The 22,712-nt window shown below is 70.3% G+C and carries 24 protein-coding genes and 1 pseudogene; 15 read left to right on the top strand and 10 right to left on the bottom strand.

Annotated elements, in window-relative coordinates; translation table 11 throughout:
• Positions 1 to 19: 19 nt before the first annotated feature.
• Genes ACZ6R6_RS25810 through ACZ6R6_RS25795 form a run of 4 tightly spaced genes read right to left on the bottom strand, consistent with a single transcriptional unit; the run spans position 20 to position 1,806 of the window.
• On the bottom strand, positions 20 to 646 hold the full coding sequence (locus tag ACZ6R6_RS25810) for a methylated-DNA--[protein]-cysteine S-methyltransferase (protein ID WP_470097361.1): 627 nt from the start codon (positions 644 to 646) through the stop codon (positions 20 to 22).
• Entirely contained in the window at positions 643 to 1,128 is a 486-nt protein-coding gene (locus tag ACZ6R6_RS25805; RefSeq protein WP_470097359.1) for an RNA polymerase sigma factor, read from the bottom strand. Before ACZ6R6_RS25805 ends, ACZ6R6_RS25810 begins: the two co-directional genes overlap by 4 nt.
• 43 nt (positions 1,129 to 1,171) lie before the next feature.
• Positions 1,172 to 1,669, bottom strand: a complete 498-nt coding sequence (locus ACZ6R6_RS25800) for a methylated-DNA--[protein]-cysteine S-methyltransferase (protein WP_470097357.1) — start codon at positions 1,667 to 1,669, stop codon at positions 1,172 to 1,174.
• Positions 1,666 to 1,806, bottom strand: coding sequence for a hypothetical protein (locus ACZ6R6_RS25795; protein WP_470097355.1), 141 nt, complete (start codon positions 1,804 to 1,806; stop codon positions 1,666 to 1,668). Before ACZ6R6_RS25795 ends, ACZ6R6_RS25800 begins: the two co-directional genes overlap by 4 nt.
• A 299-nt stretch (positions 1,807 to 2,105) precedes the next feature.
• Here ACZ6R6_RS25795 and ACZ6R6_RS25790 point away from each other — a divergent pair, with 299 nt between their 5' ends.
• Positions 2,106 to 2,573 (top strand): hypothetical protein, encoded by a 468-nt coding sequence (locus ACZ6R6_RS25790; protein WP_470097353.1) that lies wholly within the window; start codon positions 2,106 to 2,108, stop codon positions 2,571 to 2,573.
• 173 nt (positions 2,574 to 2,746) lie between these two features.
• Here the strand turns inward: ACZ6R6_RS25790 and ACZ6R6_RS25785 are convergent, their stop codons facing one another.
• Positions 2,747 to 3,214 (bottom strand): hypothetical protein, encoded by a 468-nt coding sequence (locus ACZ6R6_RS25785; protein ID WP_470097351.1) that lies wholly within the window; start codon positions 3,212 to 3,214, stop codon positions 2,747 to 2,749.
• Between the two features lie 346 nt (positions 3,215 to 3,560).
• Between ACZ6R6_RS25785 and ACZ6R6_RS25780 the strand changes: the two genes are divergently transcribed.
• Positions 3,561 to 4,682, top strand: coding sequence for a tyrosine-type recombinase/integrase (locus ACZ6R6_RS25780; protein ID WP_470097349.1), 1,122 nt, complete (start codon positions 3,561 to 3,563; stop codon positions 4,680 to 4,682).
• 224 nt (positions 4,683 to 4,906) lie between these two features.
• On the opposite strand, the gene ACZ6R6_RS25775 is transcribed toward ACZ6R6_RS25780, so the two are convergent.
• Positions 4,907 to 5,161, bottom strand: coding sequence for a helix-turn-helix domain-containing protein (locus ACZ6R6_RS25775; protein ID WP_306871184.1), 255 nt, complete (start codon positions 5,159 to 5,161; stop codon positions 4,907 to 4,909).
• 66 nt (positions 5,162 to 5,227) lie between these two features.
• Between ACZ6R6_RS25775 and map the strand changes: the two genes are divergently transcribed.
• The 3 genes from map (at position 5,228) to ACZ6R6_RS25760 (ending at position 7,360) form a co-directional block, all read left to right on the top strand.
• Positions 5,228 to 5,995: a type I methionyl aminopeptidase gene (gene map / locus ACZ6R6_RS25770; protein ID WP_470097347.1), complete on the top strand. Its 768-nt coding sequence runs from the start codon at positions 5,228 to 5,230 to the stop codon at positions 5,993 to 5,995.
• A 146-nt stretch (positions 5,996 to 6,141) separates the two neighbouring features.
• Positions 6,142 to 6,903 carry a MerR family transcriptional regulator gene (locus tag ACZ6R6_RS25765; protein WP_470097498.1) on the top strand — a complete coding sequence of 254 codons (762 nt, stop codon included), beginning with the start codon at positions 6,142 to 6,144 and terminating at the stop codon, positions 6,901 to 6,903.
• A 151-nt stretch (positions 6,904 to 7,054) separates the two neighbouring features.
• A complete protein-coding gene (locus ACZ6R6_RS25760) occupies positions 7,055 to 7,360 on the top strand; it encodes a DUF3817 domain-containing protein (protein WP_470097345.1) in 306 nt (101 codons plus the stop codon).
• Here ACZ6R6_RS25760 and ACZ6R6_RS25755 read toward each other — a convergent pair.
• The 4 genes from ACZ6R6_RS25755 to ACZ6R6_RS25740 all read right to left on the bottom strand — a co-directional run bounded on the left by ACZ6R6_RS25755 (position 7,357) and on the right by ACZ6R6_RS25740 (position 14,081).
• A complete protein-coding gene (locus ACZ6R6_RS25755; RefSeq protein WP_470097343.1) occupies positions 7,357 to 8,343 on the bottom strand; it encodes a DUF4037 domain-containing protein in 987 nt (328 codons plus the stop codon). The two genes, ACZ6R6_RS25760 and ACZ6R6_RS25755, sit on opposite strands and share 4 nt — an antisense overlap.
• 160 nt (positions 8,344 to 8,503) lie before the next feature.
• The gene (locus ACZ6R6_RS25750) at positions 8,504 to 9,235 is read right to left on the bottom strand and encodes a GNAT family N-acetyltransferase (RefSeq protein WP_470097341.1); all 732 of its coding nucleotides are present in this window, start codon (positions 9,233 to 9,235) and stop codon (positions 8,504 to 8,506) included.
• A 5-nt stretch (positions 9,236 to 9,240) separates the two neighbouring features.
• Positions 9,241 to 10,671: an adenylosuccinate lyase gene (gene purB, locus ACZ6R6_RS25745; protein ID WP_470097339.1), complete on the bottom strand. Its 1,431-nt coding sequence runs from the start codon at positions 10,669 to 10,671 to the stop codon at positions 9,241 to 9,243.
• A 158-nt stretch (positions 10,672 to 10,829) separates the two neighbouring features.
• A complete protein-coding gene (locus ACZ6R6_RS25740) occupies positions 10,830 to 14,081 on the bottom strand; it encodes an efflux RND transporter permease subunit (protein WP_470097337.1) in 3,252 nt (1,083 codons plus the stop codon).
• Positions 14,082 to 14,197: 116 nt separating this feature from the next.
• On the opposite strand from ACZ6R6_RS25740, the gene ACZ6R6_RS25735 reads away from it, so the two are divergent.
• The 10 genes and pseudogenes from ACZ6R6_RS25735 (at position 14,198) to ACZ6R6_RS25690 (ending at position 22,353) form a co-directional block, all read left to right on the top strand.
• Positions 14,198 to 14,677: a MarR family winged helix-turn-helix transcriptional regulator gene (locus tag ACZ6R6_RS25735; protein WP_470097335.1), complete on the top strand. Its 480-nt coding sequence runs from the start codon at positions 14,198 to 14,200 to the stop codon at positions 14,675 to 14,677.
• Positions 14,678 to 14,741: 64 nt separating this feature from the next.
• On the top strand, positions 14,742 to 15,911 hold the full coding sequence (locus tag ACZ6R6_RS25730) for an MFS transporter (RefSeq protein WP_470097333.1): 1,170 nt from the start codon (positions 14,742 to 14,744) through the stop codon (positions 15,909 to 15,911).
• 218 nt (positions 15,912 to 16,129) lie between these two features.
• Positions 16,130 to 16,345 carry a hypothetical protein gene (locus ACZ6R6_RS25725; RefSeq protein ID WP_470097331.1) on the top strand — a complete coding sequence of 72 codons (216 nt, stop codon included), beginning with the start codon at positions 16,130 to 16,132 and terminating at the stop codon, positions 16,343 to 16,345.
• Complete coding sequence (locus ACZ6R6_RS25720; RefSeq protein ID WP_470097329.1) at positions 16,342 to 16,731, top strand: hypothetical protein; 390 nt, start codon at positions 16,342 to 16,344, stop codon at positions 16,729 to 16,731. Before ACZ6R6_RS25725 ends, ACZ6R6_RS25720 begins: the two co-directional genes overlap by 4 nt.
• Positions 16,732 to 17,048: 317 nt before the next feature.
• On the top strand, positions 17,049 to 17,426 hold the full coding sequence (locus ACZ6R6_RS25715) for a hypothetical protein (protein ID WP_470097327.1): 378 nt from the start codon (positions 17,049 to 17,051) through the stop codon (positions 17,424 to 17,426).
• 57 nt (positions 17,427 to 17,483) lie between these two features.
• Positions 17,484 to 17,999 (top strand): hypothetical protein, encoded by a 516-nt coding sequence (locus ACZ6R6_RS25710; RefSeq protein ID WP_470097325.1) that lies wholly within the window; start codon positions 17,484 to 17,486, stop codon positions 17,997 to 17,999.
• A gap of 203 nt (positions 18,000 to 18,202) precedes the next feature.
• A pseudogene (locus tag ACZ6R6_RS25705) lies at positions 18,203 to 18,358 on the top strand (DUF4158 domain-containing protein); the annotation flags it as partial.
• Positions 18,359 to 18,446: 88 nt separating this feature from the next.
• Positions 18,447 to 18,584: a hypothetical protein gene (locus tag ACZ6R6_RS25700; RefSeq protein ID WP_470097508.1), complete on the top strand. Its 138-nt coding sequence runs from the start codon at positions 18,447 to 18,449 to the stop codon at positions 18,582 to 18,584.
• Positions 18,585 to 18,621: 37 nt separating this feature from the next.
• Positions 18,622 to 19,278 carry a recombinase family protein gene (locus tag ACZ6R6_RS25695; protein ID WP_470097323.1) on the top strand — a complete coding sequence of 219 codons (657 nt, stop codon included), beginning with the start codon at positions 18,622 to 18,624 and terminating at the stop codon, positions 19,276 to 19,278.
• A gap of 402 nt (positions 19,279 to 19,680) precedes the next feature.
• A complete protein-coding gene (locus tag ACZ6R6_RS25690; protein WP_470097321.1) occupies positions 19,681 to 22,353 on the top strand; it encodes a hypothetical protein in 2,673 nt (890 codons plus the stop codon).
• The last annotated feature ends 359 nt before the right edge of the window (positions 22,354 to 22,712 follow it).

The raw sequence follows: 22,712 nt of genomic DNA, 5'->3' as shown, positions 1-22,712 counted from the left end.
GGCCGTATGGCGGCGGTGCTCACGGGGTGGCCTCCAGGGCCAGCAGGACTTTCTTGGCGTCGGTGCCGCCGACGTACTGGCCGATGGTGCCGTCGCTGCGCACGACGCGGTGGCAGGGGACGATGACCGGAAGCGGGTTGGTGGCGCAGGCGGTTCCGACGGCGCGTACGGCTTTCGGGCTGCCCGCGGCGGCGGCCACGGCCGCGTAGCTGGCGGTCGTGCCGTAGCCGATCTCGCTCAGGTGTGTCAGGACGGTACGGCGGAAGCCGTGGGCCAGGCACAGGTCCAGCGGCAGGTCGAACAGGTTGCGCCGGCCGGTGAAGTACTCATCGATCTGCCGGGTGGCGTTCTCCAGGCGGGCGGGGGCGCGTAGCAGGCGGGGGCTGAGGCTGCCGGCCAGCTGCTGCAGGACCTTGTCGTGGTCCTCGCGGGCGTAGGCGACGCGGACCAGGCCGCGTTCGGTGGCGGCCAGCAGCAGCGGCCCGACGGGGGTGTCGAGGGTGCGGTAGGCGACGTCGAGGATCCCGGCGCGTTCGGCGGCCGCGGCCAGGCGGGCGTGCAGGCGCTCCTGGGTGGCCCGGTCGGTCTCGGTCAGGCGGGCCAGCAGCTCGCCGTCACCGGCCGGCGTCGCGGGTGTGGTCGTCATCGGTCCTCTCCTTCGAGGTAGCTCTTGCGTAGTTTGGCGATGCCGTCGGCGGCGGCTCTTCTGGCGGCCTGCGGGCTGCCGCCCAGGACGTGGGCGACTTCGGCGTAGGGCAGGCCGGCCAGGTAGTGGTAGGCGATGGTCTGGCGCTGTTTGAGCGGCAGGGCGTGCAGGGCCTTCCACAGCTCCGGCTCCCCCTCGCCGGGCACGCCGTCCTTGGCGGGTGTCTCCGGCAGGTGCTCGGTGGGGACGGCCCGCCGCGTCTCGGCGCGGAGCTGGTCGATGGCTTTGCGGTGGGCGATGGTGACCAGCCACGCTTCGATGTTGCTGTCGGTCCGCAGGGTGGGGTAGGCCTGCATCGCCGACAGGAACGTCTCCGACCAGGCGTCTTCTGCGGCGGCGGTGGGGCCCAGGACGGCGCGGCATACGCGTAGCACGGCCGGCCCGTGCTCGGCCACGATCGTTTCGAAGGGATGCTGTCTCACGTTGGGTAAACGTCGCGGGCGGGTCGGATGTGAGGTGGTGGTGTCAAAAGAGTTGTCCTTGTCGCCAGGGTGCGGGGCGTTCGAGGTCGAGCAGGAACTGTTTGCGGGCCAGGCCGCCGGAGAATCCGGTGAGGTTGCCGTCGGCGCCGATGACGCGGTGGCAGGGCAGCACGACGGCGATGGGGTTGGCGCCGTTGGCGGCGCCCACGGCGCGGACCGCCTCGGGGCTGCCGATCTCGGCGGCGAGCTCGGCGTAGGTGACGGTGTGTCCGTAGGGGATGGTGGTGAGTGCCTGCCAGATGCGGCGCTGGAAGGGGCTGCCGGTCAGGTGGGTGCGGAGGGTGAAGGTCTCGCGCTGGCCGGCGAAGTACTGGGTGAGCTGTTCGGTGGCCTCTTCGAAGCCGGAGGTGACTTTCGGGCCGAAGGTGGCGGGGTCGGGCATGTGGCGGTGGTCTTGCATGTAGGTGCCGCTGAGGACGCCGTCGGTGGCGACGAGGGTGAGGATCCCCATCGGTGAGTCGATCGTCGTGTGTGTTCTCATGGCGCTGTCCTGCCGGTGCTGGTGTCGGTGGTCTGGGCCGTCTTGGTGCGCTCGGTGTTCTCACCGGGCCGGGCCGTCTTGGTGCGGGGGCCGGCCGGCCCGCCGCGGTGGGTGTCCGGCTGGTGGCGTCTGCTCATATCTGGTCAACGCGTGGGGGCGGGTGAATGTGAGGTCGCCCCCACGCTCCCGCCCCCACTCCCCCGGGCTCCTGGGGCACGGACACGGGCGGGGGCGGGGGCCCCAGGGCCTTGCGCGGCCTCGGGGGCGGCCGTGTTCCGGCCCGCGCCGCGTGGCCCAGCCCGGCCCCCGGTCTGGGGCGGCCCGGTGCGGGGTGGCGCGGGGTGGGTCGCGGTGCCGACGCGCCGGGGGCGACGGGCTCGCCGAGATTGTCGGTGCGGCATCCTACGATGGGCCGACTCGTGGAGGGATGCTGCCGATGCTGGATTCGCTGATAGTGCCGCTGCTGGTCACCACCGATCTGCCGCCGGATGCGGATCTGGCCGAGTTCGGGTCCCTGCTGGCCGACACGGTGCGGACGCTCGGGGATGGTGAGGCGTCCTATTCGGGTTTCCTGCACGGTGGGGTGTTCTGGCTGGATCGGCCGGGCCCGCCGGCGCATGACGGCGGGTCGGGTGTGTCGATGGCAGAGGAGCTGCGTTTCGCGGCGCTGATCGGTTATCTGTCGATCTCCGGGGTGCGGCGTTCGCCCAAGGAGGTGGTCGCCGGTGTGCGCGGGGTGATCACCGAGGCGGTCGCCGGCCGCTACGGCGACCTGGGGAGTCCTCCGGCGGTGATGGCGATCAGGACCGAGGATGTGCGGGAGCGCACTCCCCCGTCGGCGCTGCCGGTCAGGACCGCCGACGCCGTCGCCGAGCTGGTCGCGGTCGCCCGCCCCTACATGTAGCCGCCGGCCGCCGTGTGCCCGGGTGGCGACGCCGTCCGGGTGGGCCGCTCCCCCGTCCGGCAGGGCTGCCGCGGGCGGATGGCTGTGCGGGCACAGTGCCTCGAAGGCGGCCTGGGAAGAGACCGCACCAGGGGTGGAGCCAGAGGTGGTGGTGTCAGGGGGCGTGCTGGGGTTCAGGCCTGGATGGACTCGACGAAGTGCCGGGCTTCGGACTCGCTCATGCCGGTCTCGCCTCGCACCAGCAGGACGGCCTGCTCGCCGCGGCCGTCGGCGCTGAGCAGGCGCACCCGGGTGGCCAGGTCGGCGCCGGGACCGGGGGGCAGCGGTGGGGCTGCGCCGTAGTGGGGCTGCGGCGGCCAGGGCGCCCGGCCGGCGCGCAGGTCGTCGACGTATCGCTTGGCGGCTTTGAGGTCGAGGCCGGTCTGGTCGCGGACGAGTTTGATCGCGGCGACGGGCTTGCCGGCGTCGATCAGCTCGCCGGCCCGCTGCTGAAGCTGCGGGGCGCTGAGCTGTTGCCACGTTTGCGCGGCGGGGGGCCGCCCGTGCGTGGAGCGCCGTACCAGCGCGGTGATCAGCAAGGTGGCCAGGGCTGCCATGACCATCAGCAGCACCAGCAGCTCCACGGGTCCGAGATTCGGCATGGAGTGATCCTACGATCGCGGCAAGCGGATCGGGCCCGCTCGGCCTGCTTGGATGCGTGGGAGGCCGCCGGAACCGGGCCTTCGCGGCCACCCCTGAGAGGGGTGAGACTTCTGTACAGGTGCTACGGGGGCGATCATGTGTGATCGTCTGCGTAGGGGTGGGGGCGTGGTCTCGGTGCGGTTTTTCCGCGGGTAGGCGGGGGTGAGGCCGGGCACGTTGCGGGCAGGCGGGTGAGGGCCTGCTCCCCCGGCACGTCATGGGCCCCGGGGCGGGTGTTGTCGGTGCCGGCCGCTACGGTCGGCACGACGACTCGGCGCGTTGGAGGAGAAGGGTGTCGTTGAGACCATGCGGCCAGTGGATCTGAATCGCCTCACCGTGCAGGAGTCGGCCGATCGTTATGTGGAGCTGATCCGCGCCAAGACGCTGACGGGTGCGCTGTCGGCGGCGACGGCGGAGGTCTACGCGCGGGATGTGGCCACGTTCGTGCTGCTGGCGGGTGAGGGGCAGGTCCTCGATGATCTGACCGGCGAGGACCTGGACGCGATTTTGCTGGCCTTCGCCCGTAAGCCCGACGGTCGGCGGGCCGAGCCGGGTGCCGGGCTGCAGTCGGCCTCCTCTCAGGCGCGCTTCCGCCGGTCGGTGTCGGCGCTGTTCAAGCATGCGATGCTGGCGGGCTGGGTGCAGGTCAATCCGATGGCGCTGGCGACGATCACGGCCAGGGAGCGCGGGGGGTTGCGTCCGGAGCGGCGGGCGCTGACGCGTGAGCAGGCTCAGGGGCTGATCGGTGCGGCCCGTGATCTCAGCGCCGGTGACGGCCGGGCGGTGCCGCGGGGTCAGGCGCCCGCCGAGGAGCCGCCCGGCGCCGAAGAGCCGGCTGCCGTCGAGGGGCCGCCTACCGCTGAGGCTCCGGCCGCCGGTGGCCGGAGCCGGCGGCGTGACCAGCGCACTGAGTTGCGGGATGCGCTGATCGTGCTGCTGCTGTCGACGATGGGGCCGCGCGTCTCGGAGCTGGTGCGGGCGAATGTGGAGGATTTCTACACCAACGACGGGGTGCGTTACTGGCGGATCTTCGGCAAGGGCGGCAAGACGCGTGATGTGCCGCTGCCCGATGACGTCGCGCGGGTGCTGGAGGTCTACCTGGAGCGGGGCCGGGCCGAGTCGCCGGACAAGGCGCTGCTGCTGTCGTGGCGGGGCAAGCGCCTGGCGCGGGGGGACGTGCAGGCGGTGATCGACCGGGTGCAGCGGCTGGTGGATCCCGACCGGCGGCGTTCGGTGACCCCGCACGGCCTGCGTCACACCACCGCTACCCATCTGCTGGCCGACGCGGTGGACATGGACGCCGTACGCCGGGTGCTGGGCCACAGCGACCTGGCGACGCTGGGCCGTTACCGTGACGAGCTGCCCGGTGAGCTGGAGGTGGCGATGCGGTCGCATCCGCTGCTGCGGAGGCCCACGGGCGGCCGGTGAGGAGGCCGCGAGGGTGAGGCCGCGCGACCGCGGGCCTCGCCCCCTCCCCCCTTCGCCAGGTCCGCTCCCGTTTGCGGGTGGCCGGTGTTCTGGCGGAGGTCGCGCGGCCGTGCCTGGCTCCGCCCTGGCCGGCGCCTGGTCCGGGCTGTCATGCGTGCGCCGTCCGGCGTCGTCGGCCGGGCGGCCCGCGCCCTCACCCGGTCCGCCTCCTGTCCGGGGTCCGTTCAGGCGGCGTGTTCGGCGGCGGCCACCTCGGCCAGGACGTCCAGGGAGATGCCCAGGGCGTGGGCGAGGGCGGCGATGGTGAAGAAGGCCGGGGTCGGCACCCGGCCGGTCTCGATCTTGCGGAGGGTCTCGGCCGACAGCCCCGCGGCGGCGGCCACCTCGGCCATGCTGCGGGGGCCGCGCGCCTGGCGCAGGATCGCGCCCAGGCGGTGGCCGCGTTCGTGGTCGAGCTGGGTCAGCGGAGGTCGCACCATACCGACCACCCTATCAACCGTGATAACAATACCGGTATATGTATTGGGCAACCGGGAGTGTGGCACATGGTGGAGATCAAGACCGCGGCCGAGGTGGACGCGATGCGCGAGGCGGGCCGGGTGGTGGCCCGCGCGCTGGAGGCGGTGCGCGGGCACGCGGCGCCGGGGGTCAGCCTGCTGGAGCTGGACGAGGTCGCCCGGACGGTGATCGCCCAGGCGGGTGCCCGGTCGGCGTTCCTGCACTACAAGCCCGCCTTCGCGCCGACGCCGTTCCCCGCGGTGATCTGCGCCTCGGTCAACGAGGTGATCGTGCACGGCATCCCTGACGGCTACCGGCTGCGCGCCGGGGACCTGCTGAGCGTCGACTGCGGCGCCTACCTGGACGGCTGGGCGGCAGACTCGGCGATCAGCTTCGTCGTCGGCCCGGCCCGCCGCGCCGATCTGGAGCTGATCGCCACCGCCGAGGCCGCGCTGCAGGCGGCGATCGCCGCGTGCGTGCCGGGAGGGCGCCTGGGCGACGTCGCTCACGCCGTGGCGCGGGTCGGGCGTCAGGCCGGCTGCGGAATCCCCGACGACTTCGGCGGGCACGGCATCGGCCGGGCCATGCACGAGGACCCGCACGTGCCCAACCGGGGCCGTCCCGGGCGCGGGATGGCGCTGCGGCCGGGTCTGGTGCTGGCGATCGAGCCGATGTTCATCGCCGGGGGCGGCGACGGCTACCTGACGGCGCCGGACGGGTGGGCCCTGTCGAGCACCGACGGCAGCCGCGCGGTCCACGTCGAGCACACGGTGGCCGTCACCGAGGCGGGGCCGCGCGTGCTCACCCTGCCGTGACCCTCCCGCGCCGGCTCACCTCGCGGGGCGGGCACCATGCCGGTGCGCCCGGTTCCCGGGGCGGGTTGACCCTCCCGTAACGGGAGGGTTCATGCTGGGGCACGGCCACCGGCAGGAGGCGACAGCGAAGGGGCGCCGTGGACTCCATGGACTACTCGGTCGGGCAGGTGGCCCGGCTCGCCGGGGTGAGCGTGCGCACGCTGCACCACTACGACGACATCGGCCTGATGCCGCCCGGGCGGCGCACCGCCGCCGGCTACCGCCGCTACAGCCAGGCGGACCTGCAGCGGCTGCAGCACGTGCTGTTCTACCGTGAGCTCGGCTTCCCCCTGGAGGAGATCGCCGTCATCCTCGACGAATCCGGCACCGACACGCTGACGCACCTGCGGCGCCAGCACGAGCTGCTCACCCGGCGCATCGGCCGGCTGCGGGCGATGGCCGCGGCCGTGGAACACGCCATGGAGGCATACAGCATGGACATCTCGTTGACCCCCGAGGAACGCTTCACCGTTTTCGGGGATTTCATCCCAGAAAGGTATGACGCTGAGGTGCGTGAGCGCTGGGGCGGCACCGAGCCCTACACGCAGTCGCGGCGGCGCATGGCCGCGATGACCAAGGACGACTGGAGGCGTTTCAAGGTCGAGGCCGCCCAGACGGTGGCCGAATTCGCCCAGGCCCTCGCCGGCGGCCTGCCGGCCGACGGCGAGCGGGCGATGGAGCTGGCCGAACAGCACCGGGCGCACATCACCCGCTGGTGCTACGACTGCTCCTACGACATCCACCGCGGCCTGGCCGACACGTATGTGGCCGATCCCCGTTTCTCGGCCGGCTACGAGCAGGTGGCGGCCGGGCTGACCGCCTACATCCGCCAGGCCGTCCACGCCAACGCCGACCGCGCCCGGCGCTGACCCCTCCCCCGCCCTGCCCCTGCCGCGCCGTGGCGCCGGCAGGGGCAGGGCGGTCGCCCCCGGCCGGCGGTGATCGGCGGCACCGGCGGCCGGACCTGTCCCCCCTCCCCCTAAGCTGGGGGCGTTCCCGACCTGAGGAGAGGTGTCCGCTGTGCCGACCGCACTGCGTCTGTTCCGTTATGTGGCGATCGCCGAGGCGTGTTCATGGGCGGGATTGCTCGTCGGCATGTTCTTCAAATACATCGTGGACTCGGGCGACCTCGGGGTGAAGATCTTCGGTCCGATCCACGGCGCACTGTTCGTGCTGTACGTCGCCGGGGTGCTGGCCGCCGCCCGCGAGGCCCGCTGGGGTGCCGGCACGGTCGTGCTGGGCCTGGCGTGCGCGGTGCCCCCGTTCACCTCGCTGTGGTTCGAGCGGCGCATGCTGGGCGCCGCCCGCGAGCCGGTCGCCGCCTAAAGGCCCCCCTCACCCCCCTCGCTCCCTTCCAGTACGGCCCGCGTCACCGCCCGGCACCGCCGCGGGCACATGAGCAGATCGGCCGAACCGCCGAACTGGTCGACCGAACCGGTCGGCGGCAGCGCCCGCACCCACGGGTCGGCGATCGAGGCGGTGAGCGCGTCGGCGAACCGCTGGGCGTCGATGACCTCGAACGGCCGCCTGTGATAGGCCCGCGTCGTGGTCTCCAGGACCTCGCCCAGGCCCAGCCGGTTGTGCATCTGGGCCACCCGCTCATAAGCGCGGCCCAGATGCCGTTGCCGGCTCCGCCAGTCCCCGGCGCCCAGCGCACCCGACAGCGCGTCACCGAGCTCTGCCGTACCCGGCAGACGGGCGAAGGCGCTGCCGAGCCATTTGCCGTACGGCGGATAGCGGCGGCGCATCAGCAGCACCAGCCGCATCAGGTCATCGGCCAGGCCCGCGGTCAGCACGGCCGAACCGAGATCGTCACCGACCTCCCCGCACCGGCCGGGGAAGGCCTCCCGCTGGGCCAGGCGCCGCCACTGACAGGCCAGCACATACCGCCATAGGTCACCGGGATACCAGCGCAGCGCGGCGCGGGCGCCTTCCAGCACCTCCAGCCCGTCGTGGAAGACCTCCCCGCAGGTGACCTCCGCCAGCCGCTGCCAGGGCGTGGCCAGCCAGTCCAGCGCCCCGACCCCCTCCAGCGGATCGAACCCCAGCCGCCCGCTCAGCCAGGCGGCGGCGCCGGTGACCTCCACGCCGTGTCCGGCGCCGAAGGCGGTGGGATAGCCGCCGAAGACCGGCGGCAGCGCCGCGGTGACCGACTCCCGCACCGGCCCGACGGCCTCGGGGGCCACGAACAGCACCACCCGCGGCCCCCAGTCATGGTCGGTGGAGCGCTCGGTGTCGAACGCCAGCACCTCCGAGCCGGACCCGACCAACGCCGCACTGTGGGGAACGTCGGCGACCAACGGCCGCACGACCTGCGCATAGAAGGTACGCGAAAGCTCCAGACCAGGCACAAAACTGGACATCATTCCGTCCACTTTGCCGGGCGTGACCGCCCGACGCACCAGGTTTTCCCCCCGCTCCCCCACGCCGTGAAACACGCAGTGAACACCGCCGCCGCCCCGCTCCGCCTCACCCTTCCAACGTCGCCGCCGACACCGCCCGGCCCCGCATCCCCAGCCCCTCATACAGGCCGATCGCGGCCCGGTTGTCACTGTCGACCATCAACGCCACCCGCCCGTGCTCGGCCGCCAGAGCGGCGAAGACGAACCCGCACACCTGCCGGCCGTACCCCCGGCCGCGATGGGCGGCGGCGGTGGCCACCCCGGCGACGAACCCCACCTCAGGGCAGGACCAGGCGTCGGCCGCCGCGGCCACCAACGCCCCGCCGTCCGCGCGCAGCCCCGCCCAGCGGCGGACCCCCGCCAGCCCCGGCACCGCCCACGACGACGGCGACGCCTGCGCCAGCAGCGCGCCCACCTCCGCATCGGCGTCCCGCAGCCACCCCGCCGGCCCCGCCGCCGCCCGCTCCGCCGCCGCCCGGCCGGTGTCCATCCACTCGAACGACCACACCTGCCCCACCCACGGCAGCCGCTCCGACAGCTCCGCCACCAGCGCCCGCTCCCCCAGCAGCCGATACGACGGCCCCAGCTCCGGCAGCGCCAGCCGCAGCACGGCGGCCACCTCACCCGCCCCGCCGCGCACCGTCAGACGGTCACGCCGGTTCAGATCCGGGCTCGCCACCGCCACGGCATCCCCCAGCGCCCACGCCCGGACCCCGCCGCGCATGCCCTGCGCCGCCCACACCACCAGCGTGTCGTCATCACAGGCCGCCGCCACCTCGGCGGCGGCCCTCAGCTCCACAGCGTTCAGAGGATCGCCCCAGGCGTGTAAGCGGCCGCCTCCGGATACCGGGCGGTGATCTCCCCCACGCGCGCCACCACCGACTCCACCTGCTCGGCCGCCGCCCCGGTGAAGGCGATCCGCTGCTCCAGCAGCCCGGCCAGCCCCGCGGCATCCAGCGGGAAACGCTCATCGGCCGCTAGCCGCTCCAGCAACTCGTTGCCGGCGCCCCGCTCACGCATCGCCAGCGCCGAGGCGACCGCGTGCTCCTTGATCAGCTCATGGGCGCTCTCCCGGCCCACCCCCGCCCGCACCGCGGCCATCAGCATCTTCGTCGTCGCCAGGAACGGCAGATACCGGTCCAGCTCGGCGGCGATGACCGCCGGGAACGCCCCGAACTCCGAAAGCACCGTCAACATCGTCTCCACCAGCCCGTCGAAGGCGAAGAACGCATCCGGCAGCGCCACCCGCCGCACCACCGAGCAGGACACATCCCCCTCGTTCCACTGGTCACCCGCCAGCTCACCGGTCATGGAGGCATACCCGCGCAAGATCACCATCAGGCCGTTGACCCGCTCGCACGAACGGGTGTTCATCTTGTGCGGCATCGCCGAAGAGCCGACCTGGCCCTCGGCGAAACCCTCGGTGACCAGCTCGTGCCCGGCCATCAACCGGACCGTCTTGGCCAGCGAGGAAGGGGCCGCGGCCAGCTGCACCAGCGCCGTGACCACCTCATAGTCCAGCGAACGAGGATAGACCTGCCCCACACTGGTCAGCCGGTGCGCGAACCCCAGATGCGCCGCCACCCGGTCCTCCAGCTCCGCCAGCCTGCCCCGGTCACCGCCCAGCAGATCCAGCATGTCCTGAGCGGTGCCCACCGGGCCCTTCACACCCCGCAGCGGATAACGGCCGATCAACTCCTCCAACCGGGCGAAAGCCACCAGCAGCTCATCGGCCGCCGACGCGAAACGCTTGCCCAGCGTGGTCGACTGCGCCGCCACATTGTGCGAACGCCCCGCCATCACCGTGCCCGAATGCTCGGCCGCCAGCGCCCCCAGCCGCGCCAGCAACGCCACACACCGATCCCGCACCACCAGCAGGCTGTCGCGGATCTGCAACTGCTCGACATTCTCGGTCAGATCACGCGAGGTCATCCCCTTGTGCACATGCTCATGCCCGGCCAGGGCGTTGAACTCCTCGATACGGGCCTTCACATCATGACGGGTCACCCGCTCCCGCTCGGCGATGGAGGCCAGATCCACCCGCTCGACGACCTTCTCGTAGTCGGCCACCGCCTGAGCGGGCACCGACACCCCGAGCTCCGCCTGCGCGGCCAGCACCGCCAGCCACAGGCGGCGCTCGGCCACCACCTTGTACTCAGGAGACCACAGACGGGCCAGCTCCGCCGAGGCATAGCGGGCGGCCAGGACATTGGGGATACGCGGCTTGGCAGTCACGTTGCCTCAGTCTATTGCGGCCCCGCCACCACGCCCCGCACAGGGTCACCCCCACCCGCCCGAGACCACCCCGCCCGGCCCGGAAAAGCCGATCGCCGCGCGGCGGAAGACCACCACGCGGCGACCGGCACCCCCCTCACGGCACCCGGCGGAGCCCGCTACCGCGCCGCGGTCAGCTCACCGGCGTCGTAGACCTTCACCTCGGCCCCGTGCCTGCCCCCCGCCGAACGCCGGCCGAACCGCTCCTTGGTCCGCTCCAACATCACATACAACGTCGGCACCAGCACCAGCGTCAGCAGCGTCGACGACAGCAGACCACCGATCACCACGATCGCCAGCGGCTGGGAGATGAACCCGCCCGACCCGGTCAGACCCAGCGCCATCGGGATCAACGCGAAGATCGTCGCCACCGCGGTCATCAGGATCGGCCGCAGACGCCGCCGGCCACCCTCGATCACCGCCTCCACCACGCCCAGCCCCTGCTGCCGGTACTGGTTGATCAGATCGATCAGCACGATGGCGTTGGTCACCACGATGCCGATCAGCATCAACATGCCGATCAACGCCGGAACACCCATCGGAGTGCCCGTCGCCAGCAACAGACCGATCGCACCCGTCGCCGCGAACGGCACCGACACCAGCAACACCAGCGGCTGCACGAAACTCCGGAACGTCGCCACCATGATCATGAAGACGATCGCGATGGCCGCCAGCATCGCCAGCCCCAACTGACCGAACGCCTCCGCCTGGTCGGCACTGACACCGCCGATGGCGAAATCCGCCCCCGCCGGCAACGACAGAGCCTTCAGCTTCGCCGTCAGAGCCGACGTCACACTGCCCAGGTCACTACCGGTGGCCGTACCCGAGACCGTCGCACTGCGCTCACCGTCGATCCGCGTCACCTGCGTCGGACCCTCGACCTTGGCAACCTTCGCCACATCCGCCAGCTCGACCTCCCCAGCCGCACTGGGCAGCTTCAGAGCACCGATCGCCTTCACATCCCGCGGCGCCTCACCGGCCCGCACGATCAGATCACTGGCCCGCCCGTCCACGGTCACCTGACCCAGCGGCGCACCACGGAACCGCTGCGCCACCAACTGACCGATCTGCGTCTCGGTCAGCCCCTTGGCCGCCGCCTTCCTGCGATCCACCCGGACCTCGACACGCTCAGCACTGGCCTCCAGGTTGGAAGAGACATCCCGCAGCCCGCCCAGACCGGCCATCACACCGCGCACCGCCTCAGCGGCGCTGCGCAGCGTCGCATCGTCCGGAGCCTGCACGATCACCTGAAGCTGGTTGGTCGAACCACCGCCCGGACCCCCCTGAGCGCCGCCCACAGTGATCTCACCGGCATCCGCCAGCCCCTTGAGCCGATCACGCAGCTCCCCCTCCAGCACAGCGGTGTCGACCCCCTCGGCCACCGTCACCGAGTAAGAGGCCCGATCACCGCCACCGCCACTGGCCGCCCCCATGAACCCACCACCGGAGCCCACGTTGACCTGGTAGTCCTCCACCTCCTTGAACGACGACAGCACCTCCTCCACCTTCTTGGCCGCCGCGTCCGTGGTCGCCAGATCCGTGCCGGCCGGCATCCGCTGACTGATGGAGACCGTGTTCTGACCCGAGGAGTCCAGGAAGTTGGTCTCCAACCGCCCGGCCAGCCCCATCGTCCCCACGAAGATCACAACACCGACCAGGACCGTGACCAGCCGCCGCCGCGTCGCGAACCGCAGCACCGGCAGATAAGCCCGCTGCAACGGACTACGCAGCTCCTTGGCCTCGGCCTCCTCACGCACCACACGCGCCTGCTCCGCACTGAGCACCGGCGCCTTCAAAAACCAGTACGCCAGCACCGGAATCACCGTCAACGACACCAGCAACGACGCCAGCAACGCCACCGTCACCGTGATCGCGAACGGCGCGAACAACTGCCCCACCATGCCGCCGACCACCGCGATCGGCAGGAACACCGCCACCGTCGTCAGCGTCGAGGCCGTCACCGCCCCGCTCACCTCACGCACACCCGCCACAACGGCATCACGCTTGGCCTCGCCGTACCCCAGATGCCGCTTGATGTTCTCCAACACCACGATCGAGTCGTCCACCACACGGCCCACCGCGATCGTCAGCGCCCCCAGCGTCAGCATGTTGAGGGAGTAATCCCCCAGCCACAGCGCCATCAACGCGATCACCACCGACAGCGGGATCGACACCGCCGTCACCAACGTCGAACGCACCGACAACAAGAAGATCAAAATGACCAGCACCGCGAAAGCCAGCCCCAGCAGACCCTCGGTCGTCAGATCCTCGATCGAACGCTCCACATACGGCGCCTGATCGAAGACCACCGTCACCTCGGAGGAATCACCGATCGCCCGCACCATCTCCGGCAACTTCTCCCGCACCGCATGAGAGATCGCCACCGCGTTGCCGTCAGGCGTCATCGTCACCGACACCCCAAGGCTCGGCTCACCATTGGTACGCGTCAACGAAGTACGCTGCGCAGGCGACCGCTCGACATCGGCCACCTCACCCAGCTTCACCGGCTGCGGCGCCGCCGGACGCCGCACCTGCTGCGGCACCTGCGCCCCGCCCTGCCCCGGCACCTGACGCCCCTGCTGAAGCTGCTGAAGCTGCGCCTGCTGCGGCATCTGCGCCTGCACCGGAGCCGCAGGCACCAGATAGAGATTGCGCAGATCCTCCACCGAGGCGATCCGCCGGCCCACCTGAACCGTCAGCGACGCCTTGTCCTCCACCAGACTCCCCGCCGGGACCGGCTGACCGTTGCCACGCAACGCATCGGTCACCGCCGTCGGCGCCAACCCCCGCGCCGCCAGCTTCCTGGCATCCGGAGTGACCACCACGGTCTCCTCCCGCGTACCGGTCACCGTCGCCTCACGGACCCCCTCGACGCCCTGCAGCTCCGGCACCATGATCCGCTCAAGCCGATCAGCCATCGCCCGCTCGTCACCGCCGGCCTCCACCGCCAGCACCAGCACCGGGATGTCATCGGTCCCACCCGCCAGCACCTGCGGATCCACCCCGTCGGGCAGCTGGGCGCCGATCCGCGACACCGCCTGCTGCATCTCCCCGACCGCCGCGTCGATGTCGGTGCCGTACTCGAACGCCACCTGAACCTGCGACACCCCCTCAGCCGAGGTGGAAGTCACCTCCGTGACACCCTCCACCCCCTGGAAGCTGTTCTCGATCGGCTCGGTGACCTGCTCCTCCACGATCTCAGGGGAGGCACCCGGATAAGCGGCGACCACGAACGCGCCGGGGAAGGACAGCGAAGGCAGCAACTGCTGTTTCAGCGACGGGATCGCGAAGGCGCCGAACGCGCTCAACACGACCGCGATCATTATGACGAGGCTGCGGTTGGCAAGGCTCAACCTGGCCAAGGCGGTCATGGGGGCGGACTCCTAAAGGGGGACGTCACAATAAGTTTTGCCCACACTAACACTTCGCATTGCACGAATATTTAACGCCCTCTAGCAATCCTGATAACCTTCTCAGGAAGCGAGAGGTGAGTGTGAACGACGAACGCGACCAGCTGATCCACCGGATCGGCGCAATCCAACGCGACCTGGGACGACTCCTCGCCCAGCACCGCCCCCCCTCACCCCTGTTCGACTCCAACCTCACCATGCGCCAACTCAAGGTCGTCATGATCCTGTCCCTCCAGGACTCCGCCTCCGGCCAAGACCTCGCCCACCACCTCGGCGTCGGCCTCGGCACCGTCACCGGCATCGTCGACCGCCTCATCGGCCACGGCCTCGTCACCCGCCGCGAAGACCCCAACGACCGCCGCATCCGCCGCGTCGAACTCACCCCCGCCGGCCACACCCTCACCGAACAGATCACCGACGCCGGCCTCGCCGACTTCCGCCGCCTCCTCCAACTCCTCGACACCCCCACCCTCCACGACCTGTCCACCGTCATGGACAAGATCCAAGCCGCCGCCCTCACCCTCACCAACGACCAAGACCACCTGAAAACAGGATGACCAAGCCCACCACCCACCCCACCTGACCGAACGACACCCTGAGCCGACCACCCCAGGGACACCCATGAGCCACACACCCACCCAGCAGGCCACCAACGCCCGCCGAGCCGTGGCCTACTTCTTCACCCTCCTCGGCACCGCCTCCGGCGCCTGGGCCGCCCGCATCCCCGCCGTCAAACACGACCTCGGCCTCAGCGACGGACAACTCAGCTACGGCCTCCTGGCCATCGCCACCGGCCTCGTCATCGGCATGCGCTTCGCCGGACGCCTCACCGACCGCCTCGGCAGCGCCCGCCTCCTCACCCCCGCCGCCATCGCCACCTCCCTCGCCCTCATCCCCCCCGGCTACGCCCCCACCCTCCCCCTCCTCATCACCGCCCTGTTCCTGTACGGCCTCATCAACGCCTCCCTCGACGTCGCCATGAACGCCCACGGCGTCGAAGTCGAACGCGCCTACCGCCGCCCCATCATGTCCTCCTTCCACGGCATGTACAGCGTCGGCGGCCTCATCGGCGCAGGCGTCGGCGGACTGTTCGCCTGGCTCGACCTCAGCGCCGGCACCACCCTGGCCGCCACCGGTATCCCCCTCGCCCTCATCTCCCTCTACGCCCGACGCCACCTCCTCCACACCCCCCACCCCACCACCCGACCCACCACACCCCCCGTCCACGCCCGCTGGTCCGGCTGGATCGTCCTCATGGGCGTCGTCGCCTTCGCCGGACTCGTCGGCGAAGGCGCAGCCGTCGACTGGACCGCCGTCTACCTCTTCGAAGACCTCCACGCCCCCCAAGGCGTCGCCGCCCTCGGCTTCGCCGTCTTCTCCACCGCCATGACCGCCGGCCGCTTCGCCGGAGACCGCCTCGCCCTCCACCTCGGCCCCGTCCGCCTGGTCCGCTACTCCGGCCTCATCGCCGCCCTCGGCCTGGCCACCGCCCTGCTCATCGGCCAGATCCCCGTCGCCATCACCGGCTTCGCCCTGTTCGGCCTCGGCCTGGCCACCATCGTCCCCCAGGTCTTCTCCGCCGCCGGAAACCACGACCCCGCCCACGCTGGACAGGCCATCGCCCAGGTCGCCACCGTCGGCTACGCCGGGCTCGTCGCCGGGCCCGCCATCATCGGCGGCGCCGCCGAGATCATCGGCCTGCCCGGCGCCCTGGCCATCCCCGCCCTGCTGGCCGCCTTCATGGCCGCCTCGGCCGGCGCCCTGCGCCCCCGCACCCGCGCCCTCTCCTGAGAAGACCTCGGCCGGCGCCGCCGTACCCACCCGCCGGACCGGAACCACCCCGCTCCCCTCACGTCCGCGCAAGGCCCTGTTTTTCGGGGATTGAGTCTTTAGTCCGTTGTAAATGATCTTGGACCCGGCCGAGCGCCTTTACAATGTAGATTTATAACTCTGGAACCGGAGCGGCGTTAACCGCGAGGGAAAGAACGTGCCACGCTATGGTGAAGGGCATGAGTGATCAGGCGCAGTCACGGACCCCCGGACCCGATGAGCTCAGGGCGAGGCTGTACGGCACCTTCGTCTCGGCCGTGCGCATCGCCACTCCCGGCCAGATCGCCGAGGCCGGCCAGGCGGTCGAGGAGATGCGCAGACACGACCCCTCGCTCGTCGCCCGCATGGAGCAGTTCTGGCACGGCGACGAGGACCCGGCACGGGCCAGCGCGTGAACGGCAAGATCTTCGACCATTCCGCGCTGCTGCAATACTCGGCCGCCCCCGAGGTCTACCGGCGGACGTTGCTGAACGTCGCCACGCGCGACGGCGCCACCCTGGCGGTCCCCGCCTCGGCCTACCAGGTGACCATCGCCCTGCGCCCCGCGGCCCAGCAGACACTCTTCGACCTGGTGACCTCCCCCGGGATCGCGCTCCACGCGCTCAGCGACAGGGTCGACCTCGAGAACGCCGCCTACCTGGCCGCCCCCCACCCCGAGCTGCGCCGCGACGTGTGCGCCGCGCACTGCTGCCTGATCGCCGTGCAGACCGGATGGCCGATCGTCACCGCCGAGCCCCACCTGTACGTGCCGCTGGGGCTCGCCATCGAGAAGATGCCGTAGAAGGCCGCACTCGCCCCGCAACTGCATGACGCCCGGACAACCGGTCTCCGTGCTCACATGAGCCGTAACGGCAGTGCTCACATCGACGGAATTCCTGTGCGATCCACGCACGTTGGGCCAGAATGACGGGCATGGAAACAACCCCTCAGGGGTCTCGTCCGGCGGCCGGAAGATCAGCGGCTACCGGCTGAACTCATGGACCAGGTCGCCGCCGCCTTAGCTGTATGGCCTGGTGCTCGACGTACGCCGCTTGTTGTGCGACGTACCCACGACGGAAGGCTTCGCGGCTTGATCAATTCGAAACGGGGAGGGGGCGTATGGCGGATGACGGCGGCGAAAACAAAGACGAAATCAGCGACAGCCTGGATGTGATCTGGGGGATCTTAGGGATTATCGCCGGGATTGTCCTGTCGGCAAGATACGTGCAATCCGCCGGATTTGCCCCCGATGAGGAACTGTCGGTTACGCAGGGCCTATTTCTCCTCGGGCTACTTTTCGGTCCTATTTTTCTTTCCATTTCTCTCGCAGAGCGTTTTCGCAAGGAAGTGCAGCGGGGGAGAATGTCTTGGGAGACATACTGGGTCGTGCTGTCCGGCATTGCGGCGTCCACATTCACATTCTTGGGTGTCGCAGGTGTCGATGACATTCTTGAAGCATGGGAGATCTGGTCAGCTGGATCGAAGGAATTACCGTGAACCCAGCCGGGATGGCGGTAAGAGTCGCTGCTGTGGCCGTACGGGGTGGCCCGCCGCGTGCTGGCCAACCAGCAGCGCGGCGCTTGCCGCAGGACTGTGCTCGCTGAACGGCTGCGTGCGGAGCTGGCCGCCGACCCTGAAGCGCCGAAGAGGCGGGCCCTTGAGGCGATCGGCAGAGACGACGGCGCCGGTCCGGCGGAGGACGCACTGCCGCGCACCCTGGCCTCGCTCCTGTACCAGCTGCCCGCCTCCCCACAGGTGCGCGGCGCCGCCTACCAGGCGCTGGCGACACTGCCCGCGGTGCGGGTCGAAGGCCCGACCACCGACCCGCGGGGGCGCTCGGGTGTCGCCGTGACCTTCCTGATCCAGGCGGACCGAACTCCCCGGAGCAGCTGGACCAGCCCGGCACCGATCCATGCCGTACTGGTCACGGAGAGCGCATCGACGGCCAGGCCGCCGGCGAGGGCGCCGAGCGCGATGGACAGGTTGAACATCGACACACACAGCGACGAGGCGGCGTCCGGAGCGGCGTTGAGGATCCAGGTCTGGAAGGTGACCGGGACGGCCCCGTAGCCCAGACCCCACAGGATGAGGACCGCCGCGGCCGAGACGGGGCTTGAGCAGCAACCGAACGGCCAGTCACGTTAAGGAGCCCGGCGAGCTCGTCTTGCCGTGACTGACCGTTCCGATGCGGGTGGGGCTTCAGGGACAGGAATCCTGTAACGGTTCGGTAGCTGTGGGTGGGTTACTGGTGGGTCGGTCCTACTTTGCGGCGTATGCCGGCGGTGGACTTTCTGACTGATGATGAGGCGGCCGCGTACGGGCGGTTCGTGGGGCCGCCGTCGCAGGCTGATCTGGAGCGGGTGTTCTTCCTCGATGACGAGGATCGGGCGCTGGTGGGGCGGCAGCGGGGCGAGCACATGAAGCTCGGGTTCGCGCTCCTGGCACAAGCGTGGGGCGGCGGCCTGGTCGCCGCGGTCGACGGGATGCGGTTCGTCGTTCCGATCCCGGCCGCGTTCGATGGCCCGGCTCTCGCCGTTCGTCCACTCCCACCTCGGCGTCCACGGCACCTACACCTTCGCCCTGCCCGACTTGGCCCCCGGCGCCATCCGCGACCTGCGCGCCCCAGACGGCGCCGAGGACGACGACGAGATCTGACCAGCGTGGCGAAACAGACGGTGTCAACGCGGGAGTCGTGAAGGAGACCCCGGACTCAGCCGCAGCGACCTACGAGGACCTGATGCGCCAGACCCAACGGATCTACCGGGAGCTGGAGCCGCACGACAGTATGACCCGCCGACAACTCCAGCAGGAGTGGGAGACCGTCCAAGCCGCGATCTACGTCGCGCTGGACACCACCGACGACGATTCCGGCCAGGTGGTCGGACGGGCCGCCCTGGACGCCGCCCAGCAGATACGGTGCGGTGGATCCCGGACGCAGACGATCTTCCGTAGGCGGCAGGAGGACTGTTCAAGGAGCGGAGGCCCGTGTCTGGGGCGTTCATCTAACGAACGTCTGACGAACGCGAACGGGAATCCGTCGGAACACGCTGCCGTACCCCGCCAAACCGTTCAGCTGCCTTTCGCGGCACGTTTGATGAACGGAGGGCGCTCTTCGATGGCGCTCATCGGCCTGGTCCGGGTCAGCACTGACAAGCAGAACACCCAGCGGCAGCACGACGCCCTCGACCCCATCTGCTGGAAGGTCTTCGAGGAGAAGATCAGCGGCAAACTCGCCACCGACGACCGGCCTGACCTGTTGAACGCGCTGTCCTACAGGCCTTTGGGGAGGATCGGACCGGATTTTGGCGCTCCGCCGCACAGCGGGGACGGCCGGAGCATGCAGCAATGAGTCAGTTGCGGGATGCCGCGACTGCTGCGCTGATGATGGCCGGATGTGGCCATGAGAGGGCGATGTTTACGGCTGTCTTGTTCCGAGGCTGAGGGACCGGGGTGGCTGAGCCGATGACCTACCCTCTTGGCGGCCGGGTCGAAGGTCGGGTGCCCGGCGGCCTGGACCTGTGGCTCCGCGCCGAGACAGAGGGACGGGTGCAGGCGCTACCGATCGTGGCGCGACAGGAAGCCAAGGCGAAGCCGAGGGGTAAGAGGTGATCCGTAATAGAAAGGTGAGTCCCGCTCTAGTTGTTTCGGTCCAACCTGACAGGCAGTGATCCTCTCTTGATCGTTGTGAGCGTCAATGTGCTCTCCTAGCGTCATGGGCATGGGCCCGCAGGGCCCGGCCGGGAGGCGAGCAATGGCGTTCATGCGGGCCAAGACCACAGGGTTCACCGGGATCATCCCGACACGGGAAGCCCCCTGGAGAACGAGATTCCTGCGGGGCGAGCGGGTCGCGCAAATCACGGAGACGGCGCTGGAGTGGGAGGGGCCGCTGACAGACATCCCGCCACTGAGACTGCCCGAGCCTTACGCCAGTTGCACCGAGGCGGCGCTCGACCTCCATGTCCCGCCCACCACCACGCGGACGGTGTTCATCGCCGGCGACCGGTGCCTGGACTGGGATTGGAACACCGGACAGAAGTACGAGGGACCGATCACCGGCCTGCCGGACTTCGGGCCCCACCTCCCGGCCGAATACCGCAGCGACGTGGACGTCGCGATGCAGGTGGCGGGCACACCGTGGAAGACCCTCCTGATCAAGCGCGAGCGGTGCGCGCTGCTCGTCTGGGGGCGGGGCGTCGAGTACGAAGGGCCTCTGATCGGACGAGGTGAGGCGGGGTGGAAGATGCTCCCCACGCACATGCGCGGCGACTTCGACGACGCCCTGATGCTCTATGCCGGAGGCAACAACCGGACCGTGTTCATCAAGGGCGACCAGGCGATGGACTTCCACTGGATCGACGGGCCCACGAAGATCGGCTCGTGGGCGCAGGTCCTGCCGGGGCTCGGCGCCCTACCCGCCGCCTACCGAACACCCCGGCTGCCGGCCGCGGGGCGTTTCGACGGGACAACCGGCGATGTGCGCATCGATCTGCGCGTCGATCTGGTGGGCGCGCTGCCGGTGATCTCCGGTGACACGTTCTCCGTCTCCACGGGTGCGTACGTCAACTCCTTCGTCCTGGAGGGCAGCCAGCCCGTCACGTTGCCCGCCACCATCTCCGGCACCGCGACCTTCGCCAAACCCACCCAGACGCCCAAGATCTCGGTGCAGGTGGACAAGCTCGCCCCCGGCGGCACCGCCACCCTCACCCACAGCGCGGACGACGGGACAAACGCCACCACCTTCACCTGCGCCTACGTCTCCCGGTTCCTGCGCACCATCGACTGGGAGGTCGACGCCATGGCCGGCACCCAACCGGCCACCCCGTACGCCACCACCACCCACCCCCGCCCGGCCGGCCTGGCCAAGAAGATCATCACCGTCCAGTCAGCCTTCGCCGAGGCCGGGATCGAACTGCGCACGGCCGGCACCGTCGTCAACGAGGTCGCCGTTCAGGAGGCGGGCGAGGACCTGAGGTGGTCCGATGCCGAGCTGCACGCCGCGATGGAAAACAACTTCAGCGGCCACCGGGACACCGAGCAGTGGAAGTTGTGGAGCTTCATCGCCACCCGCCACGTCGACGACGACGGCACCCAGGGCGTCATGTTCGACCGCGAAGGATCGCCACGCCAAGGCATGGCCGTGTTCCACACCGAGATGGTCATGCAGCAGCTGGCCGGAACACGCACGGAGCTCCACACCTGGGTGCATGAGCTCGGCCACGCCTTCAACCTGGTGCACAGCTGGGACAAGACCATCGCCAAGCCGCCGCAGCCGCTCGGGCCGCGGGGCGGCTACGGCGACCTGTCGTGGATGAACTACGAGCATAAGTACCAGGGTCCGAACGGAGAGCAGGGCGAGGACGCCTTCTGGGCGGCCTTCGCCTACCAGTTCACCGACAATGAACTGCGGCATCTGCGCCACGGCTTCTACCGCAACGTCGTCATGGGCGGTCTGGGCTTGGAGGTCGGTGTCGGTGGCGCCTACCGTCTCCCGTTGAAGGAGTTCGCCCTGCCCCCGGCCGGCCGGTCCGGGCTGCGGCTGGAGCTGTACGGCCGCGAGTCCTTCTCCCACGGGGAACCCGTCGTCACCGAGATCAAGCTGTCCCTGGACGGCAGCACCGGCCAGGCCGACGCCTTCCCCAACCTCAGCCCCCGCGGCGAGAACCTGACCATCCTGGTCACCGACCCGGCCGGAGACATCCACCCCTTCCGACCCATCGCCCGCCACTGTGGCAACCCCGACCGCCGCGTCACCCTCGACGCCGCCACCCCCGCCCTCTACGACAGCGCCTACATCGGCTACGGCGCCGACGGCCTCACCTTCCCCACACCCGGCACCTACCGGCTGCGCGCCCTGTGCAAGGTTCCCGACGGCTCCACCGTCGTCTCAGCAGAGCGCACCATCCAGATCAGCTCGCCGCAGAGCGAGCAGGACCGGCAGGCCGGCGACCTGCTGATGGGCTCCCAGCAGGGCACCCTGCTGGCGCTGCTCGGCTCCGACGCCCCGCAACTGGCCGACGGCAACGCCGCCCTGGATGAGCTCATCACCGCCCACCCCGACCACCCGCTGGCCGTGTACGCGCACATGGTCAAGGGCACCAACGCCGGCCGCCACTTCCTGACCCTCGGCAAGGACGGCATCGGCGTCCGGCCCGCCGACACCGCCACCAGCATCGAACAGCTCGGCGCGGTCGTGGAGACCACCCTCGACCCCGGTACCGACGCCGGGGTCGACAACATCACCCTCAACGAAGCCATGCGCCGCCTGGCCCGCGCTCACGCCCGCGCTCACGACCTCAAACAGGCCGACGCCGTTCTCGACCAGATGGTGGAGACGTTCCGCGAGAAGCATGTCCCGCCGCCGGTCCTGGCCACCATCGCCGAACAGGCCGAGACCACCCGCACCCAACTCCACGACCAGGCCTGACACCGCGCCGCGACCATCCGCGCCGCCCGCCTGAGCGCTACCGCTGATGGTGACTCACCATCAGCGGTAGCGGTAGCGGTGGAGATGTATGCCGGGCATCTCACCGACGCGACCGACACCTACCAGGTGGCGCTGGTGCTCCTGCGCGAAGCCGGACACCGTATCGGCTATGCCGTGACCGCCTGGTGGTGCGGCCAGACCCTGCACACCCTCGGACGGCACGCCGAAGCCCGGCGGGACGGTGCTGTAGATCCTCTCTCGCCCCGCCAGCCGCACCGGGCCCGCCGTCACCGAACCGTCGTCAACCCCGCCGGACTACCGCCAAAATCCGGTCCGATCCTCCTCGCGGGCCTACATCC

It is taken from the genome of Streptosporangium sp. NPDC048886 (assembly GCF_055586905.1).
The sequence above is the reverse complement of the archived record's forward strand: the minus strand, read 5'-3'. Positions and strand labels throughout refer to the sequence as shown.